The 26,916-nt window shown below is 51.8% G+C and carries 32 protein-coding genes; 22 read left to right on the top strand and 10 right to left on the bottom strand.

Annotated features, from left to right (window positions below; genetic code table 11):
• Window positions 1–251: 251 nt before the first annotated feature.
• Window positions 252–584 carry a transposase gene (locus BA6348_RS07605; protein ID WP_005837502.1) on the bottom strand — a complete coding sequence of 111 codons (333 nt, stop codon included), beginning with the start codon at window positions 582–584 and terminating at the stop codon, window positions 252–254.
• 276 nt (window positions 585–860) lie between these two features.
• Here BA6348_RS07605 and BA6348_RS07610 point away from each other — a divergent pair, with 276 nt between their 5' ends.
• The 5 genes from BA6348_RS07610 (at window position 861) to BA6348_RS07630 (ending at window position 5,516) form a co-directional block, all read left to right on the top strand.
• Window positions 861–1,643 (top strand): hypothetical protein, encoded by a 783-nt coding sequence (locus BA6348_RS07610; RefSeq protein ID WP_007785742.1) that lies wholly within the window; start codon window positions 861–863, stop codon window positions 1,641–1,643.
• Window positions 1,644–2,256: 613 nt separating this feature from the next.
• The gene (locus tag BA6348_RS07615) at window positions 2,257–2,664 is read left to right on the top strand and encodes a hypothetical protein (RefSeq protein WP_025845292.1); all 408 of its coding nucleotides are present in this window, start codon (window positions 2,257–2,259) and stop codon (window positions 2,662–2,664) included.
• A complete protein-coding gene (locus tag BA6348_RS07620; protein ID WP_025845294.1) occupies window positions 2,654–3,535 on the top strand; it encodes a tetratricopeptide repeat protein in 882 nt (293 codons plus the stop codon). The genes BA6348_RS07615 and BA6348_RS07620 overlap by 11 nt, the downstream gene beginning before the upstream one ends.
• Entirely contained in the window at window positions 3,536–4,924 is a 1,389-nt protein-coding gene (locus tag BA6348_RS07625) for an AAA family ATPase (protein ID WP_122952384.1), read from the top strand. It begins immediately after the preceding gene.
• A 316-nt stretch (window positions 4,925–5,240) separates the two neighbouring features.
• Window positions 5,241–5,516 (top strand): M55 family metallopeptidase, encoded by a 276-nt coding sequence (locus BA6348_RS07630; protein WP_007785736.1) that lies wholly within the window; start codon window positions 5,241–5,243, stop codon window positions 5,514–5,516.
• Window positions 5,517–5,650: 134 nt separating this feature from the next.
• On the opposite strand, the gene BA6348_RS07635 is transcribed toward BA6348_RS07630, so the two are convergent.
• Window positions 5,651–6,718: an NAD(P)/FAD-dependent oxidoreductase gene (locus BA6348_RS07635; RefSeq protein WP_007785734.1), complete on the bottom strand. Its 1,068-nt coding sequence runs from the start codon at window positions 6,716–6,718 to the stop codon at window positions 5,651–5,653.
• A 173-nt stretch (window positions 6,719–6,891) separates the two neighbouring features.
• On the opposite strand from BA6348_RS07635, the gene BA6348_RS07640 reads away from it, so the two are divergent.
• The gene (locus tag BA6348_RS07640) at window positions 6,892–7,155 is read left to right on the top strand and encodes a DUF1450 domain-containing protein (RefSeq protein ID WP_005836405.1); all 264 of its coding nucleotides are present in this window, start codon (window positions 6,892–6,894) and stop codon (window positions 7,153–7,155) included.
• 108 nt (window positions 7,156–7,263) lie between these two features.
• Here BA6348_RS07640 and mqnE read toward each other — a convergent pair whose 3' ends face one another.
• Window positions 7,264–8,367 (bottom strand): aminofutalosine synthase MqnE, encoded by a 1,104-nt coding sequence (gene mqnE, locus BA6348_RS07645; RefSeq protein WP_005836406.1) that lies wholly within the window; start codon window positions 8,365–8,367, stop codon window positions 7,264–7,266.
• Window positions 8,368–8,690: 323 nt separating this feature from the next.
• Here mqnE and BA6348_RS07650 point away from each other — a divergent pair, with 323 nt between their 5' ends.
• The 5 genes from BA6348_RS07650 to BA6348_RS07670 all read left to right on the top strand — a co-directional run bounded on the left by BA6348_RS07650 (window position 8,691) and on the right by BA6348_RS07670 (window position 12,704).
• Entirely contained in the window at window positions 8,691–8,909 is a 219-nt protein-coding gene (locus tag BA6348_RS07650; RefSeq protein WP_005836408.1) for an aspartyl-phosphate phosphatase Spo0E family protein, read from the top strand.
• Window positions 8,910–9,053: 144 nt separating this feature from the next.
• Window positions 9,054–9,413, top strand: a complete 360-nt coding sequence (gene erpA, locus BA6348_RS07655) for an iron-sulfur cluster insertion protein ErpA (protein ID WP_005836410.1) — start codon at window positions 9,054–9,056, stop codon at window positions 9,411–9,413.
• Between the two features lie 143 nt (window positions 9,414–9,556).
• A complete protein-coding gene (locus BA6348_RS07660; protein WP_005836412.1) occupies window positions 9,557–10,141 on the top strand; it encodes an RNA polymerase sigma factor in 585 nt (194 codons plus the stop codon).
• A 103-nt stretch (window positions 10,142–10,244) separates the two neighbouring features.
• Window positions 10,245–11,018: a hypothetical protein gene (locus tag BA6348_RS07665; protein ID WP_007785730.1), complete on the top strand. Its 774-nt coding sequence runs from the start codon at window positions 10,245–10,247 to the stop codon at window positions 11,016–11,018.
• 198 nt (window positions 11,019–11,216) lie between these two features.
• The gene (locus tag BA6348_RS07670) at window positions 11,217–12,704 is read left to right on the top strand and encodes a DUF4153 domain-containing protein (RefSeq protein ID WP_025845303.1); all 1,488 of its coding nucleotides are present in this window, start codon (window positions 11,217–11,219) and stop codon (window positions 12,702–12,704) included.
• Between the two features lie 24 nt (window positions 12,705–12,728).
• Here the strand turns inward: BA6348_RS07670 and BA6348_RS07675 are convergent, their stop codons facing one another.
• Window positions 12,729–13,277 (bottom strand): hypothetical protein, encoded by a 549-nt coding sequence (locus BA6348_RS07675; RefSeq protein WP_026558124.1) that lies wholly within the window; start codon window positions 13,275–13,277, stop codon window positions 12,729–12,731.
• Window positions 13,278–13,807: 530 nt separating this feature from the next.
• Here BA6348_RS07675 and BA6348_RS07685 point away from each other — a divergent pair.
• The 4 genes from BA6348_RS07685 to BA6348_RS07700 all read left to right on the top strand — a co-directional run bounded on the left by BA6348_RS07685 (window position 13,808) and on the right by BA6348_RS07700 (window position 17,409).
• The gene (locus tag BA6348_RS07685) at window positions 13,808–15,139 is read left to right on the top strand and encodes a helix-turn-helix domain-containing protein (RefSeq protein WP_122952386.1); all 1,332 of its coding nucleotides are present in this window, start codon (window positions 13,808–13,810) and stop codon (window positions 15,137–15,139) included.
• 114 nt (window positions 15,140–15,253) lie between these two features.
• Window positions 15,254–15,646: a cupredoxin domain-containing protein gene (locus BA6348_RS07690; RefSeq protein ID WP_005836423.1), complete on the top strand. Its 393-nt coding sequence runs from the start codon at window positions 15,254–15,256 to the stop codon at window positions 15,644–15,646.
• Between the two features lie 607 nt (window positions 15,647–16,253).
• Window positions 16,254–16,616, top strand: a complete 363-nt coding sequence (locus tag BA6348_RS07695) for a hypothetical protein (protein ID WP_035317468.1) — start codon at window positions 16,254–16,256, stop codon at window positions 16,614–16,616.
• 154 nt (window positions 16,617–16,770) lie between these two features.
• Complete coding sequence (locus BA6348_RS07700; RefSeq protein WP_007785720.1) at window positions 16,771–17,409, top strand: hypothetical protein; 639 nt, start codon at window positions 16,771–16,773, stop codon at window positions 17,407–17,409.
• A gap of 266 nt (window positions 17,410–17,675) precedes the next feature.
• Here BA6348_RS07700 and BA6348_RS07705 read toward each other — a convergent pair whose 3' ends face one another.
• The 4 genes from BA6348_RS07705 to BA6348_RS07720 form a co-directional block, all read right to left on the bottom strand.
• Entirely contained in the window at window positions 17,676–18,332 is a 657-nt protein-coding gene (locus BA6348_RS07705) for an RNA ligase family protein (RefSeq protein WP_005836429.1), read from the bottom strand.
• A complete protein-coding gene (locus tag BA6348_RS07710; protein WP_122952387.1) occupies window positions 18,322–19,281 on the bottom strand; it encodes an AAA family ATPase in 960 nt (319 codons plus the stop codon). Before BA6348_RS07710 ends, BA6348_RS07705 begins: the two co-directional genes overlap by 11 nt.
• Before the next feature lie 209 nt (window positions 19,282–19,490).
• Window positions 19,491–19,760 (bottom strand): hypothetical protein, encoded by a 270-nt coding sequence (locus tag BA6348_RS07715; RefSeq protein ID WP_005836432.1) that lies wholly within the window; start codon window positions 19,758–19,760, stop codon window positions 19,491–19,493.
• A 225-nt stretch (window positions 19,761–19,985) separates the two neighbouring features.
• A complete protein-coding gene (locus BA6348_RS07720) occupies window positions 19,986–20,996 on the bottom strand; it encodes an NAD(P)/FAD-dependent oxidoreductase (protein ID WP_005836434.1) in 1,011 nt (336 codons plus the stop codon).
• 337 nt (window positions 20,997–21,333) lie between these two features.
• On the opposite strand from BA6348_RS07720, the gene BA6348_RS07725 reads away from it, so the two are divergent.
• The 6 genes from BA6348_RS07725 (at window position 21,334) to BA6348_RS07745 (ending at window position 24,885) form a co-directional block, all read left to right on the top strand.
• The gene (locus BA6348_RS07725) at window positions 21,334–22,524 is read left to right on the top strand and encodes an NAD(P)/FAD-dependent oxidoreductase (RefSeq protein ID WP_005836436.1); all 1,191 of its coding nucleotides are present in this window, start codon (window positions 21,334–21,336) and stop codon (window positions 22,522–22,524) included.
• A gap of 3 nt (window positions 22,525–22,527) precedes the next feature.
• Complete coding sequence (locus tag BA6348_RS07730) at window positions 22,528–22,779, top strand: hypothetical protein (protein WP_005836438.1); 252 nt, start codon at window positions 22,528–22,530, stop codon at window positions 22,777–22,779.
• 88 nt (window positions 22,780–22,867) lie between these two features.
• Window positions 22,868–23,350, top strand: coding sequence for an NUDIX domain-containing protein (locus tag BA6348_RS07735; RefSeq protein ID WP_005836441.1), 483 nt, complete (start codon window positions 22,868–22,870; stop codon window positions 23,348–23,350).
• Between the two features lie 153 nt (window positions 23,351–23,503).
• Complete coding sequence (locus tag BA6348_RS26550) at window positions 23,504–23,665, top strand: YuiA family protein (RefSeq protein ID WP_005836443.1); 162 nt, start codon at window positions 23,504–23,506, stop codon at window positions 23,663–23,665.
• Window positions 23,666–23,861: 196 nt separating this feature from the next.
• Window positions 23,862–24,122: a YuiB family protein gene (locus tag BA6348_RS07740; RefSeq protein ID WP_005836445.1), complete on the top strand. Its 261-nt coding sequence runs from the start codon at window positions 23,862–23,864 to the stop codon at window positions 24,120–24,122.
• Window positions 24,123–24,267: 145 nt separating this feature from the next.
• On the top strand, window positions 24,268–24,885 hold the full coding sequence (locus tag BA6348_RS07745) for a 3D domain-containing protein (RefSeq protein ID WP_026558128.1): 618 nt from the start codon (window positions 24,268–24,270) through the stop codon (window positions 24,883–24,885).
• 153 nt (window positions 24,886–25,038) lie between these two features.
• Here BA6348_RS07745 and BA6348_RS07750 read toward each other — a convergent pair whose 3' ends face one another.
• Window positions 25,039–25,806, bottom strand: a complete 768-nt coding sequence (locus BA6348_RS07750; RefSeq protein WP_007785710.1) for a cobalamin-binding protein — start codon at window positions 25,804–25,806, stop codon at window positions 25,039–25,041.
• A gap of 24 nt (window positions 25,807–25,830) precedes the next feature.
• A complete protein-coding gene (locus tag BA6348_RS07755; RefSeq protein ID WP_005836453.1) occupies window positions 25,831–26,307 on the bottom strand; it encodes a divergent PAP2 family protein in 477 nt (158 codons plus the stop codon).
• 217 nt (window positions 26,308–26,524) lie between these two features.
• Here BA6348_RS07755 and BA6348_RS07760 point away from each other — a divergent pair, with 217 nt between their 5' ends.
• On the top strand, window positions 26,525–26,899 hold the full coding sequence (locus tag BA6348_RS07760) for a DUF309 domain-containing protein (RefSeq protein WP_005836454.1): 375 nt from the start codon (window positions 26,525–26,527) through the stop codon (window positions 26,897–26,899).
• Window positions 26,900–26,916: the final 17 nt, after the last annotated feature.

A 26,916-nucleotide genomic window follows, 5' to 3' on the forward strand; every position in this document is an offset into this window, starting at 1 on the left:
ACAGCAAGAATCCTCCAATCTATATAGGACCGATTGCGGAGAGGAGGAAAATGATAGCCATTCTTTGATTTGTTCGTCACTGACAGGTTGTCCGTCTTTTGACAACGAATAACCGGGTATAGGTCTTCCTCCGTGATAAACGCGAGGTTTTTGGGAGGCTTTGTTTTTTCGGTAATAGTAGGTTGCTTCCAGGATGCCGACAATACGTAGCACTAGTTTGGCTGTGTACCCCAGCTGTATCCACTTGTCGGCTATCTCCATTTTGTCCGATAAGCTGGGTTCACCTTTTTTACAAGATCACGAAGGATCGCGATTTCCAAGTCCTTTTCTCCCAGTAATTTCTTCAGTTTATCATTCTCCGTTTCCAGTTCCCGAAACTCTCCTGGACTTGGTGTATAGCTTGTTACAGCTTTAGCTTCGGAAGACGTATTCTGCCAATCTGCGTGTTTGGAGTCACGTATCCATCGATACAGCATTTTAGGGTCTATCCCATGCCGTCTGGCTACTTGGCTAGCGTTTCCTACTTCGTGGGCTTCCTGGATCAATTGTTGTTTGAACTCGATTGAATAGCGTCTCCGTTGCATAAAAATATCCCCCTCTGTTCTTCTGATATCAGCTTAACAAGATAAGGGGGTATGACTCAAATCCAATTTTGGGGCTTAAAAGTTACAGTGAGGCCTGGCTATTGGGGATGGATTGATTACGGTGCATATACAGAGACTTGGGAAGGTGACTACTATTATGTAACGTCCACATGTAATATTAAAGATAATACCAAAATAAAAGTAATGGGACCAAAATATAAAGCCAAGATGGCTAGAAGCGAACCTTTTAGCTACTGATAGGGGTAAGTTATTTCAATGCGTATCAAATTACTGTTTACTTTTTTACTCCTAATTCTTTTCGGTGCCTTATTAGGTTGTCAAGAGGATACATCAAAGCAGCAAAATAAAGAGATAATTATTGAAGATACAAAAGTTCCTAATGGACTATCTAAAGTAACTAAAGATAAAGAAGTGGAGTCGGTTACAATACTAGAATCACCAAAAAATGCCTCTTCCCCTTCTGAAGCAGTAACATACCAATATAAAGTTACTTTTAAAGATGGAAAAAGTGCATTTCCTCAAAAAAATGATATCGTTTTCGAATCAACTCTTGGTGATACCAGTATTGTTGCTATACGTTCCCCTGAAGGCGAAACTAATTATACAGTTTTTCTCTATGAGTACAATAATACCAAAAAATGGGTTATTGATGGTTTTTTAAGATTACAGGGTGGTACGGGGTTTATGAATAAAGAAGGCTTAGATTTGCCAATGGATAAATTTAATGCATTAAATCTCAAAATACCGAAAAAAAACAAAAAAATTTGGGCATTTGCTAATGAAAAAGAGATAGTCACGATTGCCGTATATAATCGTTTTCCTTTTGTTGAAACAAATGATCCTGAAAAAATTACTTTAACCAATAAGAATGAAGCATATGTCTCAAAAGAAAATTTAAAAAACAGCTATTTGTATTATTTTGATTCTGGAAAACTAATAGTTGTATGCGGAAATATTGGCAAACAAAACATTATTAATCTAGCAAATTCATTGCCTTCTGTTAATTCTGCATTTTTCCCTAGCCCTAAAGAAAATTAAACAAAACAACCACTTACAAGTGGGCTTTAAACTATGAAAACTCCCCATCTCTAACCACAATTAGAAGATAGGGAGTTTTTTATATCAGAATAAGCTTCGCCTTATGCCTTCAATGAATCCATAGAAAAATCCCTTTTGGGGAGTAGTATTGCGACCAACTCGACGGAAAATAAAGTACGAGTGTGAACGCTCACCAAAATGTTGACCACTTTGCTCATCATAAAGTTACCCACCTGACAGTTTGAGCACACGTCATCATTTTCACACCTAATTGCAAATGTTTTTACTGAGCCAAGGATCGTCAAGGGCTTGCGTAGCAAGGGGTTTACCCTTTATCCTTGACGATCCTTGGTGCAGGAAATAAAATGCTACTTTGTGTGAAAAAAAGCATCGTAGGTGGTCAACTCGAAGATGAGCGTTTGCTCCAAAAATGGTCAACTTTTTGATTAGCATTCACATACGAGGGGAGCAAACCTAAAAATAACAGTTAATGGTAATCCAACATTAGAAATACCTAGTGACACTAATATCGTGTCTTAACTCAACGAGCTGCTGTTCGCAGCCGATATGGTATATATATCCTTTCTATTCACCCGGAAAAGAGCGTGAAAACATGAACCACGAGCTGTTTCAGCCGACGTTGAAGCCAAATGTCGACTACGAAACCAAATCGTACAATCTTACCCATTACCTCCTGGCTGTCTTCCTCGGAGGCTTGCTGCCAGCGATCGTGCTCGGGATTAAAAACGCGGGCTGGCTGCGGATCAAGCCGCTTTGGAGCTATGTGATTGCGGCAGCAGGCGTTGCCGTTTTCTTCTTCGCAGCAAGGTACGCGCATTTTTTTGCGATCGGCACCGGAATCATGTATTACTTCCTGATGAGAGGCAAGTACCGCATTCATATGAGGCTTTACGCGAAGACGGAGCCGATCCTGCCGGAAGCTGTTTTATATGCGTTGCTGGGCAAGGCCGTAGAGTGGTTTTTCGCAGCAAAAGGAGTGCAACTGTTCCATGGAAACTGAAGCGTTGCAAAATTCGCGACATTATCAACTGGGCAAGCATTACTACGACATGAAGCGCTATGAGCAGGCCAGAGAGCATTTGCGCGAGGCGCTGGGGGAAGTGCCGACCAATCCGACCGTGCTTTACATGCTGAGCTACTGCGAGTTTCAACTGGACAATGACGAGGCAGCCTACGAGCTGTGCGTGGACGTGCTGCAAAAAGGGATGGTCACGGAGTACGTGTACCAGTTGCTCGGGCTGATTTTGCAGTCGCAAAAAAAGTGGTACGAAGCCGAGCAGGCGCTGCTGCAAGCTCTCGCTTTGAACCCACAGGAGCCGGGGATTATTGCGACCTACGCGTACCTGATGTTCCACACGGGACACGTGAAAAAAGCAAGGCTGCTGATGGCGGAAGCGCAGCGCCTGAACCCGAACGACAGCACGGTGCTGCACTACCAGTTTTACATCGACTTGATTGCCAGCAACAAAAAGCAGCAGCGCAAAACGCTGGAGACGTATGTGGAAGTCGCGGACGACGAGCTGTACAAGCTGATAAAAATCGGGGAAGAGGCGTACTTTCGCGACGATTACAAAACCGCAAAGGAAAATCTCATCCAGGCGTTTTTGCTCGATCCAACCAATGAGCGGGTCAAAGAATTGCTCGATGCGATCGACAAGGAGACGCACATCGTCTTTTGGCCCAATCGGCTCGTAGACAAGCTGGGTGGCCCGATCGGGATGTGGGTAGTTTTTGTTGTTCTTCTGTTTCTCATCAGCTACCTTGCCCCGTTTGCGGTCGGGTACTTTATCGTCTGCTGGATTGTGTTCGGGATTTACACGTGGATCTCGCCGCTAGTTTATAAACTTGTGTGTAAAGTGAGGAGTCAGTAAGTGGACAAAATCGATGTGCTTTTGCATATGACAAAAAGCAACCCGGAAAACGCTTCGGCGTGGTATTTGCTCGGGCTGGAGTACGCCGCGACGGGCAAAAACAACGAGGCACTGCAAGCGTTCACGGAAGCGCTGCGCTGCAACGATCCGGCGCTTACGCCGCAAATCATCGGGGAGCTGGGCAAGCTCTCCCTCGCGCCGACGCCAGCTTCTGCGCCTGTACAAAGCGAGCCAGCCGTTTCAGGGGAGGCGACAGCCCGGAAATCGGGGGTTGTAGCGGTGCATGAGATCGAGCATGTAAAACTGCATGAGACGGTGCGCGAAGCGGCGGCAGAAAACAAATCCGAAGCCACGGCCGACGACATAGCCGGAAACAAACCCGAAGCCGCGGCCGACGACAAACCCGAAAAAGCCCCCGTCCTCGCAACCACCCGGCCCCCGTCCGCCAGCCATGCCCAAGGGCCGGGCAGCGAGCGGCCATTTCAAGTCATCTCTGGCGGGCAAGCGGGGAAAAGAGACAGGGAAGCGCCGCCGATTACGTTTGCCGATGTGGGCGGGCTGCATGCGGTGAAAAACGCGATCCAGATGAAAATTGTGAAGCCGTTCGTGTCTCCCGGACTGTTCGAGCGATTCCGGAAAAAGGTCGGGGGCGGCATCCTGCTGTACGGCCCTCCCGGCTGCGGAAAGACGTTTATCGCCAAAGCGACAGCGGGCGAATGCCGCGCCCGGTTTATCCCGATTCACGTCTCGGACATTCTCGACCCGTATATCGGGGTGAGCGAGCAAAATTTGCGGGAGGTGTTTGCGTCGGCGCGGGCGACCAAGCCGAGCGTGCTGTTTCTTGACGAGATGGATGCCATCGGCTACAACCGCAGCCGATCTTCGACGGATACGATGCGGGCCGTGATCGACACGCTCTTGACCGAGATCGAAGGCATCGAAACCAATACGGACAAAATGCTTATCATCGGGGCGACGAACATGCCGTGGGACGTGGACCCTGCCTTCAAGCGTCCGGGCCGCTTCGACAAAATGATTTTTGTCTCGCCGCCGGATGAAGAAGCGCGCGCGACCATTTTCCGCATCAAGCTGCACGAGCGGCCGATCGAGCAGATCGACTACGCGCTTTTGGCAAAAGAAACCGACCTGTACTCCGGCGCAGACATCGAAAACGTCGTCGAGCTTGCTACAGAAGAGGTCATCACCGAGATTATGCGCACGGGCGTAGAGCGGCCACTCACTATGAAGGACTTGAAAAACGCGATCCAGTCGACGCAGCCGTCCACGATCGACTGGCTGCGCACGGTGAAAAACTACGTCAAATACGCAAACCAGGGCGGTCTGTACAACGATGTAGAATCGTTTTTATCCCGCTACAAGCGGATTTAACGACACGACACCAACAGCAAAAGCTTATTTCCCGCGTGCGTGATCGGAGCGCGAGGAATAAGCTTTTTTCGTCTCGAGATAAGGACAACGAAGGCGGGACTTCGCCAAAAAAGAGGGGGCAACCGAGCGTGCAGACGCCCTCTCATGCTTGCTTACGCTCCGGCAGGCAGGCGAAAGGCGCGAGAGGCGCAAGAGGCGCAAGAGGCGCCAGCGGGCTTCCTGTAGCCCCGTCCGCAGCCGCCGTCCATTGCCTTTTCTTATAGCCAGGCCCGCAAAGGCAGCACAAAAAATCAATCCGCACATCAAGACGGTCCCCGTGAGCGAAGGCATCGGCAATGCGGCAATCTCGATCCATCCGAACGTCGCGCAAAAAAACATCAAGGAGCAGGTTTCGGCGGTATTGGCGGATGACCTGTCCAAATACCGGGTAGCGTTGCCGGAAACGTTCCACGTAGAGATCGCCTTCCGCGAGCATTACTTGGCGTATCGCGGTTCGTTCTACCCGGGCGCGAAGCAGACGGGAGCGAAAACCGTCGAGTACGAATCGAACGATTACATGGACGTGCTGCGCTTTCTGTTTTTCGTCCTGTAGGGTGCGAACCGTAAAAAAGGGGAGCTGTTCCAAGGCCGATTACGCCTCGGGGACAGCTCCTTCGTCATTTGGCTTCAAAACTTTTTGATCCAAAAAGAAAACCTGTTTGACCAGTTGGCCAACAGGCTTGACGATTATCCCATATGTTTTTTGTACATCCAGAGCTGTCCGCTTTTGATGACGCGGGCCATCTGACCGACCAGGGAGACTTTTCCCATGCTGGCAAAGCCTTCTTTTTTGCCGAGAGAACCGAGGAAGCCTTTGTGCTTGAGCGGTGGCAGAGAAGCCGGGTATTCTTCGCCTTTGATGTCTTTTTTCAGCATCAGGGCGATCTGATCCCCTTGAATCTCGGCTGTCTGGGCACTCGGCGCAGTGATCGTGCTCGCACAGTCGCCTACGACGTAGACGTTTGGATGGGTAGGAATCTGGTGATACTGATTCAGCTTGGCTCGTCCGATGTTGTCTGTCTCGATCGGCAGGGCGCGGACGATGCGGTTGGCCTGAATGCCGGCTGTCCAGACGATGACATCGCTTGGAACCGGCTGGTTATGGTTGTACACGACGCCAGGCTCGACTCCGGTGACGTTGGCCATGGAGACAAGCTGTACCTCGTGCTCGATAAACCATTGGGAAGCGTATTCCTGCAGCTTTTTCGGGAATGGGCTCAAAATGCTCGGGCCACGGTCGATGATCCGCACATTCAGGTCAGGACGGCTTTCGCGCAGCTCTGCCGCCATTTCCACACCGGAGAGACCACCACCCACAACGGTAACCGTACCATATGGATTTACATTATTGATTGCCATGTATGTGTTGCGGGTAGCTCCCATGGTTTGGATCGAGCAAGTAAACTGATCTGCACCAGGGATGTCATGGTAACGGTCCTCACAGCCCAATCCGATGACGAGCCAATCGTACGAGAGGGCGTCCCCGTTCGCAAAGTTGACGACCTGCTCGTCCAAATCCACTGCGGTAACTTCGCCGTATTTGACGGTCAGGCGAGGATCGCTTGGAAAATTGACCCGCAAGTGGGCTTCCGGCGTAGTGCCCGCGGCCAGAGCGTAGTACTCTGTTTTCAGGCCGTGAAACGGCATACGGTCCACAAGGGTAATAAACACGTCGTCTGGTAAATCAGGGGACAGGACTCGCTCGATAATACGAAGACCCCCGTATCCTCCACCAAGGATCACAAGTCGTTTCATAGAAGGTCTAGTCCTTTCTTATGTCCGTTTTTTACAGCACCCATTCTATTTTTAGTCTCTTTCCGTAAAAATGCAAGCAGAATCTTTTTCCCGTTTTCTCCGCTGGATTTTTGGAAAAGTCGCGGTACAATAAAGTACGTGACGATGTCGGTATAATCGGTAGGTGAACATAGATGAAACCATTGGTAGAATTTTGCGCGAGCAACGTTTCTTCCTACACGCAGCCCGTCGTAGATGCGCTGGAAAACGACCCCGAGCTGGATGTGGATGTTCTCGAATACGGCTGTCTTGGCTACTGCGGAGAATGCTACATGGAGCCGTTCGCACTGGTGAACGGCAAACTGTTGAAAGCTCCGTCAGCCGATGAATTGCTTGCGAAAATCAAGCACTGCTTGCGCGAGGAAGAAGAGATGCTGGACGCAGATTTTCCTCTGTAAGCTGTTTTCTTAGGATGTTCATTGAGGCCCGCGAACAAACGCGTGTGCCCGGAAAATAAAAAAAGAAGCTGATGCCTGTTGGTGGCGGGCATCAGCTTTTTGGCGTTTTTAATGTTCTTTGATGACGTTGTAGAAGGTGTCGCGTTCCAGGGCGCGTTTGCCAGCGCCTTTAATCAGCCAGACCAGTTCATCGACAGTCAGTGCCTGCTGGGTGAGGGCCCCTGCCGAGTGACTGATGCGCTCCTCGATCAACGTACCGTGCGCATCGGAAATTCCCATCGTCAGCGAAAGCTGGGTCAACTGTGTCCCAATATTAATGAAGTAAGCCTTGATGTGCTGGAAGTTATCCAGCATGAGGCGGCTGATCGCCATCGTTTTCAGGTCGTCGATCGCGGAGTTGCGGCGCTTGATTCCGGCCGTTGCCTTGATCGGCTGAACGGCGAGCGGGATGAAGACCATGAAGCCGTTCGTCTCGTCTTGCAGCTCGCGCAGGCGCAGCATGTGAATGACGCGCTCTTCCAACGTTTCGATGGAGCCGTAGAGCATGGTCGTATGTGTTTTCAAGCCCAGTTCGTGAGCGGTGCGGTGAACTTGCAAGTACATGTCTGTGCTCGCCTTTTCCGGGCTCATTTTCATGCGGTAGCGCTCAGTCAAAATCTCGGCGCCGCCGCCCGTCAACGTTTCCAGTCCGGCTTTTGTCAGCTCCTGCAATACTTCGCGAATGGAGAGGCCAGAGATGCGGGAGAAGAACTCGATTTCAGCCCCGGTGTACGCTTTGATGGTGACATCGGGATAAGCCTGCTTCAAAATGCGAACGTTGTCCACGTAGTATTCGAACGGCTTGTGCTGATTGTGGCCGCCTACGATGTGAAATTCACGGATACCCGGATGGAAGCGGGTTTCTACATAATGAAGCAACTCTTCCTTGTTCATTGTGTAAGCACCCTCGTCGCCTTCATCGCGACGGAATCCGCAAAATCTACAGTGAGCTTCGCAAACGTTTGTCGGGTTAATGTAGAGATTTTGCAAAAAGTAAACCTTATCTTCGTTTTTGCGATAATTGACAATGTTTGCCAATTGTCCAATCGTCAGGAGATCGTTGGAGTTAAACAGAGTAACGCCGTCTTCCAAAGTCAGGCGTTCACCGTGCAAGACTTTTTCCGCGATTCCGGCGAGTGATTTGTCTTGGATGGCAATCGTATCAAGCGCCATTCCAAACACTTCCTTTCTAGATCGAATGGTAAGGGATAAGAGCTGTACATCCAGGCCATACCCACTCAAAAACGTTCCTTGGGGGTGGAGAAAGCTCTAAGAAAAAGGGAAAATCTCGGGCAACAAGGCATCTATATTATAAACCTGTTAGTATGTACGAACAATAACATAAGTTCTCCAACTCTCTCTTGTAAAATTCTAACATTTATCGCCATTTTTTTGCGGGAATTTTGGGGAATGTGGGAAATTTTGTTTGCGAAATCATAGCCGTTCTTGTAAAATATAGTAAGAAAGCCTGATCTACTATTAGGAGGAGCTTCAGCATGAGGGACGTTTTGCTCGAAAAAATCGAACTCCTTCGACAGCGTATGGTAAATATGGGGTTAGAGTTTGGGTTGGATCATCCAGAAGTCCTAGAATACAGTATGCAAATTGATCAACTACACAACGAACTGAACCAGATAGATCATAATCTGTCTAAGGCAGGCCGAAAGAAGACGTATCGTTTTTATTTGACCGAGAACAATGCTTTTTTTGCATAAGGAGGGGGAGCCCCTCTTTTTTGTTTTGCCTGGGAGGCGGTATGAGCGCCCGAAGTGCAGGGGAACCTTGTGAGAAAGGTTGCTTCTTTTGTATACTGAACATATAGAAAGTGTAAAGGTAGCCTGCAAAGGAGGGAGTCAAGCATGATTACATTGACAGAGAGAGCCAGCCTGAAAGTAAAGGAAATGTTGGCGGCAGAAAATAAACCCGGATTGTTTTTGCGGGTAGGCGTCCGACCAGGCGGATGCAGCGGCTTCACCTATGGAATGGGCTGGGATCAGGAAATGAAGGAAGGCGACGTCACCTTCGAACAGCATGGCGTGAAAATTGTTGTCGACAAGGACAGTTACCTATACATTAAAGGAACCGAAATTGACTTCAAGGAATCCATGATGGGCGGAGGCTTTTCCATCGAGAATCCGAATGCGATTGCTTCCTGCGGCTGTGGCTCGTCGTTCAAGACGGCGCTGGCTGAGGGCAAGGCGGAGAAGTGCGACGACTAAGCTGTCCTGGACAGGATGAATAGCAAGAAGATCAGACCTCTTTGGCTTGTGCACGCTCGATGCACAGGTCAGGGAGGTTTTTTGGTTTCCTGTCACAAAATGACCGCTTTGTTTGTTATATGTGTCAATTGGAGGTGAGAGGGTTGGATCGTAACGAGATCGAGCAAGTAGTAAAGGAGGTCAGAGCCGGGGATATTGACCAGTTTGGCATCATCATCGACGCGATGCAAAGGCAGCTTTTCGTCTACTGCTACCACATGCTGGGACATCGCCAGGAAGCGGAGGATGCCGTCCAGGAAGTTTTCCTGAAAGCGTACGAGCAATTGGACAGCTATCGGCAGACCGTCTCTTTTTCCGCCTGGCTGTACAAGATCGCCTACCATCATTGCGTCAACGTGTTAAACCGGGCGAAACGCGGGCGTATCCTCACTTTGCTGCGCGCCGGGATGCAGACGTTCAGCAAGCATGAGGGCGAGAAGAAAGTCGAAGACACCGAGTATGTGAGCACCCCTCTTCACATGGCGGTATCCAAGCTGTCAGCGAGTGAGCGCAACCTGCTGATTTTGCGCGTCGTCGAGGAATACAGCTACGACGAGCTGGCCGCTTTGTTCGATACAAAGCCTGCCACGCTGCGAAAGCAGTATGAGCGAATTGTGAAAAAGTGCAAATCCTACATGCTCGTAAGTGAAGGCGGTGATAGTCATGACACGATCTCAGCAACAAGGTGAGTGGAAGCAGCAACTGATGGAAGCAGCAGACGATGATTTCGATGTCAAAAATCGGGTCCTTCAAAAAATCAAAGAACGTAACCAAAAAACGCGGGAGGTTCCTATGAAAAAAAGAATCGGATTGATTGTGGCAGTTATTCTCGCCTTTGGGGTGACATCCGCTTATGCGGCGATGAAAGTGTACGATCTGAAAAACGAGCAGGGCGAAGTCGTCGTGAAGGTGGAGCAAACAGAGAACAAAACGGAAGTCAACGAAGAGAAAAAATCCAAATTCGATCAGGCGCGCGATACGCTCAAACCGGGAGAGAGTGCGGCGATCTACATACCAGGGCCAGACAACCCGGACAAACGAGTATTTTTTACACGCATTCCCGTGATTCATGAGACGACGTCTGCCCTGCAACAAGAAACCGGAAGCTTCTATGCCTTCCCGGAGAGCCTCGCGGGCGGGTACCGGTTTGCAACCGGAGTGGTCAATTATTCGTTCAACCATCGCCAGCCGGAATTGTTCGAAGACATGTACAAGGAAGCAGAGCAGGGCAAAAAAGACTTCGTGGTTCGCAAAGTCTCCCCCGAGCCGCGCATTGATTCCGTCGCGACCGAGTACAACGGAACGAAAGGCAAGGTCACGGTCGTCATTACGAACTTCGACCGGATGCAGTACATCACGGAGGAAGCGGGACCGGATGAAACCGTGGAAAAAGTGAGCGTACAGAAAAAAGAAGCGCTGTATGTCGCAAACAAGCTTCCAGACGGCACGGATATGCGCACCGTGAAGTTTTACAACGACAACAGCAAGCTGCTTTTCGAGGTGAGCACGAAGACCGCAGCGATTACAAAAGAGGAATTGCTCGCGATTGCCGAAAAGCTGAATTAGCGATAAGCGCTGCGCGAAAGCCCGACACCTGGTGTTGGGCTTTTTTTCGGTCGAAAAGGAAAGAAAGGTGGATTTTCCAGCAATTTGTAACAAACAGCCGAGCCTGTGCGTACTAACCAAAGGCAGCAGCGCAACAAAAAGCCGCGGACTCGTTGCTTTTTCCAATGAGCGAATATCGTATCGTAAGGAGTGAATCGTGTGGCGGAATGGTCACAAGAGCAAAAAGCGTTGCAGTGGTTGCTGCTGGGGGCGTTCGCAATCGGCTGTTTGGGGGATCTTTTGTTTTACGGCAAGGAGTTTGGCATCTCGTATTTGCTGTTTGTCATCGCGATGTATGCGCTGTACGGCTGGCAGGCCAGGCGGCACGGGCAACTAAGCTTTTCGCGAAAGCATGTGTACGGGTGGCTGCTGACGGTGCCGATTGTCCTGCTGGCGCTGTCCTTCGCCCTGTTTTCCAACGAATATTTTCAATTGTTCAACTTTGTTCTCGTGCCGATTTTGTTCGTGCTCCAGACGATGTTGCTCACGGGGCGGCACAAGGCGAAGTGGTACGAGCTTGGCTTTGTGGGCGAGTTATTGGAAACGCTGTTTTACTTCACGCTCAAGCATACGCGCCTGCCCTTTGCCTTGACGAGAGAATGGCTCAAGGCGCGGATGAATCAGGAGAAGTACGGCGTGCTGAAAAAAGTGATGATCGGGGTAGGAATCTCGCTGCCGATTTTGCTCGTCGTGCTGACGCTGTTGTCGCAAGCAGATCAGGTGTTTGGGCATTTTTTGCACGAAATTCCGAACAGGATGATTGACCTGGATGCGGTAGAAGGCGCCTTTCGCCTGTTTTTGATCGGGCTTGTGACGCTGCTCGTATTCGGCTACCTGTACTCGCTTTTTGGCAAAAGGGAGGAAGCTGTAGAAATTCCGCTGCCGCCAAAAGAGGGCAAGCTGGTCTGGGACGGCGTGATTTTGGTGACGGTTCTGGCGATGATTGATTTGGTGTACGCCGCGTTTACATATGTCCAGATTTCGTATTTGTTCAGCGGAGCCAAAGCGGCGCTCCCGGACGGCCTGACCTATGCCGAGTACGCCAAAAACGGCTTCAATGAGCTGGTGACGGTAACGGTGATTAATTTTTTGATCCTGCTCTGCACCATGCACCTGGTTTCGCGGGCCAAGCGGCTGCTGTACCGGGTCGTGCAGGTGCTGCTCACTGTGTTGACGGTATGCACGAGCTTCATGCTCTTTTCCGCCTATTTTCGGCTGTCGCTGTATGAGGAGGCGTACGGTTACACGCATAGCCGTCTGCTCGCGCACATCTTCATGATCTTTTTGCTGATCTTGTTCGCGATCGCCTTGTGCAAAATTTGGCGGCATACGTTTTCGCTCATCAAGTATTATGCGGTGGTGTCGCTCGTGAGCTACGTGCTGCTCAACTACATCAACATGGACGTCATCATCGCCAAAAACAACATGGAGCGCTACTATGCCACGAAAAGTATCGACGTCGAGTATTTGGGCAGGCTGTCGTACGATGTGGTTCCGTATTTGCTGGAACTGAAGGCGGACGAATCGCTGCGCGAGGACGTCGCGTATTATTTGGAAAACATGCGGGAGGAATTGCAGGCAGAGGCGAGCTGGCAGTCGTTCAACCTGTCGAAGTATCGGGCAAGGCAGCAATTGCAGTTGCCGTAGGGAGTAAAGCGGAGACGGGTGAGGCTATCGTCTCCGCTTTTGGCTGGACACATAAAACATAAGCAGTGCACCTGCGGCAGCAATGGCGGCTATCCAGCCGTACACGCCAAGCTGCCGCGTCCAGACGGAATCGGCCGGGCTGGTCGGAGCGGCACCGGCTCCCAGCACCTGCATGTCTTCTGCGGCATTCGCGAGCAAGGTAGTCCGGGTGCAAATGTTGGTCGCCAGATCGCTTCCCTCCCAATACGAAGCGTACACGAGATAGTCGTCACCAGGCTGAAAAGCGATGCCGCATCCGCCGCCAACGCCGTCCGTGACGATGAGGACCTGTGTCTGGTCTACCCCTTTCCAGGCGGTCTGCACTTCAAACATAACGTCGTAGCCCCAGATGCCTGGCGAAGTCCAAAACGGAATCCAGTTGCGCCAGTTCGTGTGCTTGTTTACTTGCAGCACTTTTCCGGCGAAAACAGCGTCCGATCGCTCCAGTGCCGTCAGCGGATCAGGCGGGCGGGCGCAACTGCAAGCTGCGGTATGGTTGGCACGGTGGGCAGGTCCGAATCTTTGGCCGCACAATCGGCGCCTACAAGCATTTTCACGTCGGGCAAAAAGCGGACGAGAACGTCGGCCTGTTTGGCATCAGCCGTGGCTTGGGGACAGCCAGGTTGCCTGTCCGTCTTTTTTGCTTTCCGGAAATCACCGTCTATCGGATTAACCACGATTAGGAAAAGCCCTTCTCGCCGTCTACTCGACAAAGCAGCGGCGCAAGGGCTTTTGTTCACGCTTTTTTTTGGTCAGCGATCAGCGGCGAGGCAGAGAAGTCCGAGGACCAGGTACTTGTTCTTGCTGTTGGCGATAGCCGGGTTGTTCATCGTAAGGCCTCCTTGATAGCGTTTTCATTGTTGGGTGGGCAAATGGCGGGACATGACCGTCTCAGGCGACAGGGGAGCGCGTTCCTCCTTTCTGAAAACTATTTTTAGACACTTTATAGACGTTTTCTGAAAATAACTTTACGCCATCGTTTTGTGTATTGCAAGTCTTTTCGAAATATTTTCAAAGGAGCGTAAATCTCCTATAATGACAAAAGAGTGAAAGGAGGAATCTTGATGATCCGTTTGGGTGCGATCATTGCCCAGCACTCTTTGAAAGAATTGGTATCCGTGCCCATGCGCCTCCAGGACAGTTGCGAGTTGGTCATGCTGTCGTATCATCGCCTGCATGAAACGCCGAACCTCTACCGGCAAAACCAGCAGCATGTCGACGGCTTTGTCCTGACCGAGCTTGCGTATGCGTACCTCATGCAAGAATGGGGCAGCTTCCCGATCCCGACATATACCCTCCAGATCAGCGAGCAGGAATTTTATAAAAAGCTGTTCCAGCTTAGCCTGCGCAATCGCGACCTGGATTTTTCCAGAGTGTATATTGATTTTGTTTTTGCGCAAAACAACTTCCTTGGCTTGAAAGAAGTCGTCGGAGCGGACTCGATGCCGTACACGCTCTCACCGGTGGAAGTGAACGACCAGATTTACGAAGCGGTACTGGATGAGCATTTGCGGCTGTGGCAAGCGGGCAAGATCGACTTTTCGATGACGAGGATGAGCAACATCGTGCAGGCGCTGACCGATCGCGGAGTGCCGCATCTGTACGTGTTTCCTTCGCCGGAGTCGGTTGCCGCGCAGTTTGAGCAGATGGCAACGGAGCTTTCCGCGATCAAGCTGGCGGAGAGCCGGATCGCGATCGGACATATTACGATTGGAAACGTCGAGACACAAAAAGAGAGCCTCAACGAGTGGGAGCTGCGGCAAATGCTGCTGCACAAATCGCTGCTGGAGTTCAGCACCGAGAAAAAAGTGCCGTTCATCATCCAGAAATCCGCGTCGAGCTTCGAAATCATCAGCTCGTTCAAAGACTTGAAGCTCTTGACGGACAACCTCACTCATTGTCTTTTGCTCACCTATCTGGAAAAGACGCTGCCGTTTCCGGTGCACATCGGCTGGGGAGTGGGCAACAGCATGTACAAGGCGAGGATGAATGCCCAATCGGCGAACAGCATGTCGGCAGCAGGCAAAACTTCCGGCACGTACGTCGTGACGGACAGCGACCAGGTCATCGGGCCGCTCGGCGAGGAGACGTGCCTGCAATACCGAAACCAGATCACCGACTACATCCAGCGCTGGAGCGAAGAGACGGACTTGTCGACGTTGCAGTTGCAAAAAATTTTGGCCGTGCTCGCCAAAACGGAGAGCAACGAGCTGACGGCGGACGAGCTGGCGTACCATCTGGGACTTACGGTGCGCAGCGCCAACCGCATCCTGAATCGGCTGGAGGAAAAAGGCGTCGCGAAAATTTTGTACAAAAAGCAGGAGAAGCTGCGGGGGCGTCCGACGAAGATTTACCAGATTCAACTGCCAGCGAATACAGACGGCCAAACTGTTTGAGTGTTCAACAATTGGTAGCAAATTCGTCACGATTCGGTCACAGATTCCCAGATTTTGGACAGCTACTTTCCAGTAAGATGGAAGTGTAGAATCAAGTAGAAAGAAGGGGTCATTGTGAACAAGAAGTGGACTCTGTTGGTTTCGGCAGTTGCCTTCTCGGCGATGCTGATGACAGCATGCGGCGGCGAAAAGGAGCAGGCGGCGAATAGCAATTCTACTACAGAGGCTCCAGCAACGGCGACTACTGGCAACGCGATCAACATCGAAGCTAGCAACTGGAAGTTTAACCAGGACACCTATGAAGTAAAAGCAGGCGAAGAGTTTACGATTAACTTCAAGTCGACCGAAGGCTTCCACGGAATCGGGATTGAAGGTTTGGACGTAGATATTCAAAAAGACGGCAGCAAAACGTTGAAAGTCGATCAGCCTGGTGAATATAAAATTTTCTGCAATGTCATCTGCGGGCCGGATCACGGTAAAATGCTCGCGACACTGGTAGTCAAATAAACACGGAACCAAACACTCTGGCTTGCTTTTCGCGGGTCAGGGTGTTTTCTTTTTTTCGCGGGGACATGGGGCATACTACACAGGTAGCACAGCATGATACAACAAGGGAGGGTCCCTCATGTCCAAGCACAACAACAAAGACAAGCGCCCGACAGAAGCGTCGGCAGGCTCGCGCAGCACGCCGCCCAAGACCGGAGAAAATACGGGCCACAATTTGCGCAAGGAAGACAAATAGAAGACCAGACAACCAAAAGCCCCCGTTTGCGCGGAGGGCTTTTTCGTGCGTAGAAGTAGGGTGAGGACTTTGCCATAAGCCCAAAAAGCGTGGCGGGGCCAGGTGTTCTCGCGTGAAAAAGCTAGAAAATGCCGCACAGCGACCAGCTTGCAAAAAGCGCAGTACCGGGCCGCATTGTGACAACGCTGCGAAACGAAAGAGCAGCGACATCGAAGTTCCGCGGCATGAAGGCAACGGTTGACCACCTGTGACCGTCTTGCGCCTCGAAAGAGCAGCGACACCCCCTCTGCTCAGCCCGGACAACACATGTTTTCCGCGCTTTTTGCACAAGGTAAGGAGGAAATGTTTTCAAGTCGGTTTTCGCGAATGGAGATGACATCCTTGGAAAAAAAGAAATATTACGTCACGCTGCAGGCCGGGACGACGGTTGCCGAGATCCGTGATGAAAAAGGCTCCGCCACTTACGATTTTGAAATCGAGGCGACAGATGTGGAAGTCGGGATGATGCGTGACCTGTTCAACAACTGTATGCACGGCGACTTCATGATGTGGATGCATGGACATACGCTCTGGTCCGACATGCCGGACCGGGACAACGACGAGTACGATGACAACTTGCGGGATATTTATCGGCTGATTTACGAGCACGGTACGGAAAAGACGCGGCATGATCTGGAGCAGATGGGATTGGTGAAGCTGTTTGGCCTGAACAGGGCAGGGCTGCGGCCTTTATAGACGGGCAGCGAAAAGAAATTACACATTTTTACATAATTCCACGACAATCCTGCCACAACTGCTGGAAAAACTGACGACTAGCAAGGCGAAAAACCAAATACCCCTTGGCGCAACGCAATGCCAAGCCAAGGATGAGCGAAAAGGAGAAAGCAGCATGAACAAGTGGAAAAACAGCATGGTGATTGCAACGATTGCGATGGGGCTGGCCCTGCCGAGCTTCGCACAGGCGGCGGAGCCGGGGCTGCCCGACACAGAGATGACGCCAGCGAGCCGGATGGCGCACGACCATGGCGAGCATGGGCAGATGCACAAAAAAATGCGCCACGGCATGCATGGGAGCGTTCATCAGAAGATGTACATGCTGCTTTTGGCAGAAAAATACACCCCGGACAGCGTGGCCCAGTGGCAAGAGGTGTTCAAGGAGCGGGAGCGGCTGATGAGCGAGTTTGCCGCCCTGCGCGAAGACCCGAAATGGAAGGCGAAGCGCGAGGAGCGCAGGCAGCTCGTCAGCAAGCTGAACGAGCAGGTGAAAAAAGGCGAAATCACCAACGAGCAAATGGAGCAGCAGCTCGCCCAGTGGAAGGAGAAAAACATGGCGATGCCGGGCGCGAAGGAAGATCGCGACGCCAGGAAAGCCCGGATGGAAAAAATGCGCATGACGCACGAAGCCTTTCACGCCGCGATTGAATCGGGAGATGCGGCGAAAATCAAAGAGGTGCTGCCGCAAATGCTGGAACAAATGAAAGCAAAAAATGCGCTCTTGGCCAAAAAGCTGGAGCAAAGGAAAAAGTAGGCGGGAGAAAAGAAAAAGGCGTGCGAACCGGATGAGGGTTCGAGCACGCCTGTTTTTGTTGCGGGGCCAGTTCGGGCAACGTCAAAGTGTCGTCGTTCGGCTGGGTACGGCAACGAAAAGGAGCTGAAACGGCATCCCGCCGCCAAGCAGGAAAGCCAATTACGGCGACAGCAGCGGTTAATAGTCATGACAACAGCAGTCAATTACGGCGACAGCAGCGGCTAGCCACTCACGACAGCACCAGCCAATACCCCCAACTCCAGCAGTTACTCCAGCTTCAGCATATTCGGTTCCACAGCCTTCGCCATCCAATGCTGATCCGTTTGCACGTGATTTTTGCGCACGAACTTCGCCGCGCTGTATTTGAAATCGGCGTAGGCAAACGAAGTGGTAAGCCGCACGACGTACCCTTCCTGCTCGCCGCCAAACACGGATTGCCGCGTGTAGCACGCCTTCACCTTTTCCTCGTCCCACGGGCCGCGGTAGAGGACAGGCGGCGTTTTCAGACCCAGCAGCTCCGCCCACTCGACGGTATCGTCCCAACCGAGGCAGACGTTCTGGTCATCCCAGACGGAGAACAGGTAGAAGTAGCTCGTCAGCTCCGCGTACCCAATCGAATGTTTGGCAAACACGTTTTCCCCGCAGATGCGGTAGCCGGGGGGAAGCAGGTGGGCGATCGAGCCGTGAAGCATTTTGACCCAATGGCGGGAAGGGTGGTCGCGGCTGTCAATCGAGCGGGCGTGCATATAGTCGCGGTACAGGCTGGTGTTTTCTCCGTCCAGCTTTTCCGTCACGACGATTTCTTTGCCGACAAAGTGAGAGGTATCGCGCAAAATCCGATCGTCGTCGGTTTTGCTTCTGGACCAGGGCAGATGAAAGGTGCGCGGATACTTTCGGTAAAAGGTCGTCTGCTTATTTTCCATAGTGATCCGCCTCTTTGAAAAAGTACAGCTTCGTCAGCAGGTCCGCTCCTGCCAGATGGTAAATCTCCGAAGCGCCTTCGTCGCCGCCGTAGGCAATTTTCATGTGCATCTCGATCAGCGCGACAGCCTGGAAGACGAACGCGTCGGCGAAGCCCAGCTCCTTTAAAAAATGCGCGGCGATTTGGCTGGAGACGTACTCGTGCCTGTAGTAGCTATAGTGGCCTTTCGCTTCCTTGAACACTTTTGTGTACAATTTTCCCACGTCATGAAACAGCGCGACGATTTGCAGCAGCAGCTTGTCGTCCTCTTCGTAAAAGGTGTTGACGTACTCGAGGACGTGGTACGTGTGCCGGCAGAGCGTGTGCTGATGATGCGGGTTGTCTTGCGGAAAATCTTTCATTTGCTGAAAAAACGAGACCTTGCCCATGGCAGCGAACAGCTCGTCGTAGGCAGGCTCGCTTTGCAGCAAGGCGGTAAAAGCTTCTTTGGTCATGCCGTAAGCAGCAGGCTGGTGCACCAGATGAACCGTGGAAAAGCCTTCCCGGTGCAGCGGGAAATGCAGGTTTTTGCGGTACTTTTCCAGCACGCTTGCGTCCAGCTTTCTTTTTCGCGCCTGATTTCGTTGCAGGCAGACGTCAAACGGCGTATTCAAGTAGTAGCATTCCGCGATCGCTGGCGCAAAACGCTCCAGAACCGCTATCCGCTTGTCCCGATCGACATTGGTCGCGTCGAAGACAACGTCGCTTCCCGCAGCAAACGCCTGCCCGATACGGGCGTAAACAGCCTGAAAGACGAGCGGATTTTTGCGCCGCTTCGCTTCGTCGCCAAACAGCTCCAGCCGAACGGCATCCGTGGAGACGAGCACTGCCCGTTCCTTTTTCGCGATCTGCTCTGCCGCACGGGTTTTGCCGCTGCCGGGAATGCCGACCATCATGATTAATTTGTTCATAAAAAGACGTCTCCCCTCAAAGGTGATGTCAGGTGACAGGTGCAGGGGGTCGACTGTTTGCGCATTACATGTTGATTCCGTCCTTTAACAAATAATTCCTTATATTATAGCGTGAATTTGGCAAAAGGGAAGAAAAAAATGGGAGAGGGAGCGAGGCAGGAAAAACATCCCGTATCCGTAAGCGGACGGGATGCTTGCGTGTTTTTCGTTTACTCGTAAAATAGCTTGTCGGGTGTCCATTCCTGCACAGCTACGGTTTGTTCGGCCTGGCAAAAGCTGCACCAGCCTGTGTGCAGGCACTGGTGGTTGCGGCGATCCGGATAGCCGTTGTCCAGCTTGGCGTCGTCGATTTCCCGATAAGGGCTGTAATCGCCGTAGTAGTCGTACAGGCGTCCGGCGTCTGCGAGCAGGGTGCCGCAGCGTTGGCAAGCTTGCGAGAGAGAAGCCAATCCATTGCAAACCGGGCAGAGGTGGTCCATGGTTTTTCCCTCCAGAACATAGGCGCATGCGTATCGCTTTGCTTTTTCTACTGTGTGTCAGAACGCCGTCAGCTATGCGTACACCCGCACGCCTGGCTCGTAGCCGTAACGAAAAAAATCCTTGCGCCGCAACAGCACAGGCAGCACAAGGACGGGGTGATTGTAAAAAAGCAAAACAGTGTGACCGCCTGCGCGCGGCAAGACGGCCATAACGGTTTGGGACGATCAAGACTTGAAGTTGTCCATGCTGGAGGAATGCCCCGGCTGCAATTTGGCGTCCGGATTGAAGTAGGCCACCGCGTTGTTGACAGCGGTAGGAGCCTCGCCGAAGCCGACGGCAATCAGCTTGACTTTGCCCGGATAGGTGGCGATGTCGCCTGCAGCGAAAATGCCAGGAATGTTCGACTCCATACGGGAATTGACGACGATCGAGCCTTTTTCCAGCTCAAGCCCCCAGTTTTTGATCGGGCCGAGCGAGGAGATAAAGCCGAAGTTGACGATGACGGCGTCGACTTCCAGATCGCGCTCTTCTTTCGTGGTGCAGTTCGTGAGGGTAATCCGTTCGATTTTTTCTTCGCCGTGAAGGGCGGATATTTCAAAAGGCGTCGTGACGTTTACTTTGGACGCCATGAGCATTTCTACACTGTGCTCATGGGCGCGGAACTTGTCTCTGCGGTGGATGAGGTGGACTTCTTTCGCGATCGGTTCGAGCATCAAAGACCAGTCGAGAGCGGAGTCTCCGCCGCCAACGACGGCGACGCGCTGTCCTTTGAAGGAGTTCAGGTCGGTGACAAAATAGTGCAGATTGGATTTTTCAAATTTGACGGCATCCGGATGTTCCAGTCTGCGGGGTTCGAACGCGCCCACGCCGGCTGTGATGATGACAGACTTGGAGTAGTGTACGCCTTTGTCCGTAGTGATTTCAAATACATCGTCCGCTTTTTTCTCTACGTTTTCCACTTTCTCTTCCAGGCAAACGGTTTGCTGAAAACGCGAAATCTGCTCCTTCAGATTATTGATTAAATCTTGCGCCAAAACCTTCGGGAACCCGGCTACATCGTAAATGTATTTTTCCGGATAGAGAGCAGACAGTTGCCCGCCAAGCTGGGGCATGCTCTCAATGATTTTCACACTTGCCTGCCGCATGCCGCCGTAAAAAGCGGTGAACAAACCGGCAGGACCTCCACCAATGATCGTAATGTCGTAGATTTGCTCGTCCTTTTGCAGAAAATTCAATCGAAAGCACCTCCGAATAGTCGAAAAACGAACTCCCCACCCATTATAACCCAACAAATGAAAGAAAAAAAAGCAGGGAAAATTCGGCTTCTTGGGCAAAAAACCCTTGCAAATCACGGTAGCACCCGATAAGATGAGGGTGACTGTAAAGAAATTGTCACATTTGTTGTTTGCAAGTTTGTGCTTTTTTTCACAGGTTGGATTTTAGGACATAACAGGCAATCATTTTCGATACGTCATTTTTTATTCGTTGGGGCATCTTAGTACGTAACAGCCTACGTGAAATTTCGCACAAACTTCCTCTGGTTACCATTAACAATGAATGGAAGGGATACCGATGAGTACACCCAAAATCCTCATTCTTGGCGCAGGATACGGCGGTTTGCTGACCACGTTGCAGCTTCAAAAAAAGCTGAATTACAACGAGGCGGAAATTACGCTCGTAAACAAGCACAACTATCATTACATCACGACCTGGCTGCACGAGCCGGCTGCGGGCACGGCTTCTGCTGACCATGCGCGCGTCAATCTGGAAAAGCTTTTGAATCAGGACAAAGTGCAGTTTGTCAAAGGCACGGTCCAGTCGATCCAGCCGGAAGAACAGAGCGTCACGCTGGAAAGCGGCGACGTGCTGACGTACGATTACCTCGTGATCGGGCTTGGCAGCGAGCCGGAGACGTTTGGCATCGAAGGGCTGAAAGAGCACGCCTTCAGCATTCGCAGCATCAACGCCGTCCGCCATATTCGCGAGCATATCGAGTACATGTTTTCCAAATATAAAAACGAGCCGCACCGCACTGACTATCTGACTTTCGTGGTCGGGGGCGCTGGCTTTACGGGAATCGAATTTTGCGGAGAGTTGGGCGATCGCCTGCCTGAGCTGTGCCAGGAGTTTGACGTGGACCCTGAGTTGGTCAAGGTGTATTGCATCGAAGCGGCGCCATCTGCGCTGCCGGGCTTCGATCCCGAGCTGGTTCAGTACGCGATGGACGTGCTGGAGCGCAAAGGCATCGAGTTCAAAATCGGCACCCCGATCAAGCAGTGCACGCCGGATGGAGTGCTTTTGGCGACCGGGGAAGAGATCAAATCGAAAACGGTGGTCTGGGCAGCGGGTGTTCGCGGCAACAGCATCGTGGAAAAAGCGGGCTTCGAGGTCATGCGCGGCCGCGTCAAGGTAGACGAATACTTGCGTGCGCCTGGCTATGAAAATGTGTTTGTCGTCGGCGACTGCGCCCTCATTTTCAACGAGGAAGGACGTCCGTATCCGCCGACAGCGCAAATCGCCGTGCAGGAAGGCGAGACGCTCGGAGAAAACCTCGCCGCGCTCATTCGCGGAGAGCTTCCGCAAAAGTTCGTCCCGCATCTGCAAGGCACGCTGGCCTCTCTCGGCAAAGGCGAAGGAATCGGCCAGGTCGGCTCGAAAAAGCTGTTTGGCAGCACAGCAGCGATGATGAAAAAGGCAAGCGACCTGCGCTACCTGTACAAAATCGGCGGCGTCGGCCTTGCGCTGAAAAAGGTGAAGCTGTAAGCGATGCGTCACGCGAGCATTCAAGTCAGAGGGCTGATGACCCGCGACGAAATGGAGCGGTACAATGCGTTGATGGAAGTGGGCGCTTTTTTGGAAGAGCAAGGGCGGCACGACCTGGCATGGCTTGTACAGCGTGAGGTAGATATTCTCATCCTGCCTGCCATCGATCGGCTCAAGGAAAAGGGCCGGGAGAGGGATCGGGAAAATCTGCGCTACATGATTGACAATGGGCTTCTGGATGACGACGACGATTGATCTGGTACCCCCGGCGAGCGATTGCCGGGGGTTTCGTGTACAATCAAAAGTGGGACAGAAAGCTTGGAGGAGAAAGGAAGCGAGCAGCATGCGCGAAGGAAAAGTGTGGCTGGGAGCCTGCGGGATCGTCATCCGCGGGGAAGAAGCGCTGGTAGTCAAAAAAGCGTACAGCGGGCTGAAGGGACAATGGTCGTTTCCGGCGGGGTTTGTGCAGGAGGGCGAGACGGTCGACGAGGCAGCGGCGCGCGAGGTTTTGGAAGAAACGGGTGTCAAGGCTGTCGTGCGGCAGATCGCGGGCATCCGCTCGGGCGTCATTCGCGAGTCGATCAGCGACAACATGGTCGTTTTCTGGATGGATTACGTGAGCGGCGAACCTCGTCCACAGGAGGGCGAAATTGTCGAGGCGCGATTTTTGCCGATTCGCGAGCTGATGGATGACCCGCTTTCTTCTACATACTTGAAAATTATTTTGCCTGGCTATACAAGACGGGAGGAAGGCATGGAAGGGCAATCCTATGAGATTGATCCCGTCTTTCAGTACACCTCCTATAAAATCTTCAAGCAAGGCTGAGAATAGGAAAGCTAAACCGCGATGTTTCCGCTTACATCGCGGTTTTTTCTGCGATATCGGAGAAAAACTGTGTTGTGAAGAACGGTTCTGTTCTGCTATAGTTAGATACATCGAAATAATCTGAAAATACATGCAATTAATAACGGAGCATGTATGGAGAAAGGGGAGCTCATCATGAGACATAACCAAGAACAATGCCCGTACTGCCATGGCCAAGGGTATTTCCAACTGCTCCTGGGTGGCACGGAAAATTGCCCGAACTGTGATGGCGCAGGAAAAGACGTTCATCAGGAAGCAGTATCCACGAACAAATAGCACACACCGTTGTTGCATAGAGCAAGAGCCGTCAGGGGACCCGGCGGTTCTTTTCGTTTGCGCTCGCGGCGGTTGTTCGTATTGACCTGTATCTGCCATTTTTGCTACACTAAAAGGCGAAAACAGCCCGTCCTCCTTTGATTTGCCGACCGAAAAAAGGCAAAGCCGGAGACGATGGCAGGAGGTCTTGCGGTCGATGAGCTTATTGCAATTTATGGTTTCCATCGTTTTGTTCACCGTGCTCGGTTTTGGCATTGGGTTTATTTTAAACATGATTTTGAAAACGACATGGCTTCCAGTCGTGATCGGAGTTGGCGTGGTCGTAGGGGCGCTGATCTATCAAAAGATCGTTCCCGGCGTCTGGGATGCCGTGATTCTCGGCTGCGGAATGGCAGGGACTGTCGGCAGCGGCTGGACGATTTCTACCCTGCGCAAAAAAGGATACCGGATGTTTTAGCGGATGCAAGACAGGCCTTGTTTGAGGGCCTGTTTTTCTTTTGCCATGAAGAAACATACTGAATCTTTCTGAAACAATCCAAAATTTGTGTATAGTTTTCTCCTCTTCGGGACATGACTAGAACCGAGAGGAGGTTTACCAAGAAATGAATGGGAAGCAGTTCGTAAGTATCCTCGCGCTGTTCATCCTGGTCTTGACGGCGTTTGCAAGCGATGGATACGGCTACAACGTGGTAGGAGACCACAATCTCCAATCCACCTTCGGAATCAAGGAAATCAAAGAGGGGCAACGGGTCGTCAAAAAACGGACAGTATCGGCCAGTTCACTCACTCAAGTCATTGATAAAGCGGATGTAGTTCTCGATCAATACCCAAAAGTTCGCGTCGTCGCGACCGGCTACTACGCCGGGTTCGAGTCGACCGGAAAAAAACCTTCCGACCCGTCCTACGGGATTACGTACTCGGGCGTGAAGGTTCGCCGGGACGACTATTCGACGATTGCCGCCGACTTGCGCATTTTCCCGCTGGGAACGATCCTGTACATACCAGGCTACGGATACGGGGTTGTGGCGGACAAGGGCGGAGCGATTCGCGGACACAAGATCGACCTGTACTTCGAGACGAAGCAAGACGTATTCAACCAATGGGGCAAAAAATCAGTCGATGTATATATCGTCAGACGCGGGGAAGGAAAGCTGACCGAGGCTTTTCTCAACAACCTGAACCAAAAGGGCATCGCCGCGATGGCGGAAGTAGCCAACTAGATGCCCGGACCAAAACAACTGCATAACGAAAGCGAAGACAAAAAATACCGCAACGGCGGTAGGAAAGCAAACAGAAAAAAACGTTCAAGGCGATGGCTTTGAACGTTTTTTGGCTTGGCTGGCAAGTACGCGGATTGGCGGCGCAGCCTTGGCTTATGTATGAATCAGCTTGACGAGCTGCTCCAGCCCGTCGAGAATGCGGGGAGACGGACGGCAGTACAGCCCTTCCTCCAGCAAGTGAACCTGGCCCTGGCGAATCGCTGTCATGTCGCTCCACTCCGGGCGGCTCGTGATCGTTTCCGGCTTGATGCGCCGAAGCTCGATCCCGCACCAGACGACGCATATATGGTCAGGGTCGCGCTCCTGCACCATCTCCCGCGTCGCCTTCACGTTGGCGACGGGAAAGTCGGCGAACACATTGACGGCCCCGGCGATCTCGCTCACGTCTGTCAGCCAGTTTTCCCGGCCCGGGGTGTAGATCGGGTTGGGCCACCATTCCCAGTACAGCTTAGGGCGGCGGGAAAAGGCAGCGGTCTGTTGTCGGATGCTTTCTATTCTTTCGTCAAAGGAAGCCGCAAGCTGCTCGGCTTGCTTGTGAAAGCCTGTCGCTTCGCCGACCAGCCTGATGTCAGCGGCGATTTCGCCGATTCGCGACGGATTCAGCACGATATGCGGGATTCCTCGCTCCCGCAGCGCCTCCACATTTTTTTCCATGCCGGGGACGCTCAGCGAGGCGACGACCAGATCAGGCTGGAGCGCAACTACCCGCTCCATGTCGATGGAGAGGTCGGGGCCGACGCGGGGCAAGTGCTGCCATTCGGGAGGCCAGTCGGAGTGATCGTCCAGCCCCACTACGTGCTCATGCAGACCTAAATAATAGAGGATTTCCGTATTGCTCGGACAGATGGAAACGATACGCATGTGAATCCCCCCTGTGGAAACGTCCTAAAAAAACGGCTGCACCAACAATGCGATCATGACGCCGAGCCATCCGCCAATCAGCACCTCGATCGGCTGATGGCCGAGCAGCTCTTTCAGCTTCTTCGCTTTTTCCTGGTTCGGGCGCACTTTTAACGATTTCATGCCTCCCAGAAGGTGGTTAAATTCGTCCACGAGCTTGTTTAAGACAACGGCTTGCATACCGGCATGACGGCGAACGCCTGCGGCATCGAACATGACGATCACGCCGAGAATGGCGGAGATAGCAAACATGTTGCTGGAAAAGCCTTCCCGCAGCCCAACAGCGGTCGACAGTGCGGTCACGGCAGAGGAGTGGGAGCTGGGCATACCGCCAGTGCTGAGCAACAGCGACCATTGCCATGTTTTCGTTGCAAAAAAATGGAGGGGAATTTTGATAAATTGGGCGATTCCTATGGCAATTAGTGCAGCCCATAAGGGGAAGTTTTCGAGAATATCCGCCACGGAAAATCCATTCCTTTCTACTGTACGCTTCTCTTGATTATTGTAACAGAAGGGCGTTGTCTTAATCCGTGAAGTTTTCGTTTGGATTTTAAGCGTTGCCAATCTGTGGTACCATAAGGAAAGCTCCTGGTTGGAAGGTCAGCCATATACGTGCAGGCGCTTCTTCGCGAGGCAGCTTTTTTGGAAAAAAGCAGGTGTGAAACGGAGGCGTGCATCCATGGAGTATCCCGCGCAGTATTTGCAGTTCATTGAAAAGTTCAATGAAGGGGAGTACTACGAATGCCACGATCTGCTGGAAGACATCTGGATGGAGGACAAATCCGATAAGTTTTTGCAAGGATTGCTGCAACTATCAGTCGGACTGTACCATCTCGAATACGGCAATTTGAAAGGCGCTCGCTGGATGTTTGGCAATGCGCGGAAGTATTTGTCCCGCTACGGACCCGTGCATTGGGGGCTAGACGTAGAGGAAGTGCTTCGTTACATAGAGAAGTGCGAGGCTGTATTGCCGGATCAGGATGCCATCCCGTACGCAGAGGCGAAAGCCATGACGTTTCCATCCTTGCGCTTGTATGTAGACACATCGTGTTAAAAACACAAATGTGCCCA

The sequence above is a fragment of the Brevibacillus agri genome (assembly GCF_004117055.1).
GTDB lineage: Bacteria > Bacillota > Bacilli > Brevibacillales > Brevibacillaceae > Brevibacillus > Brevibacillus agri.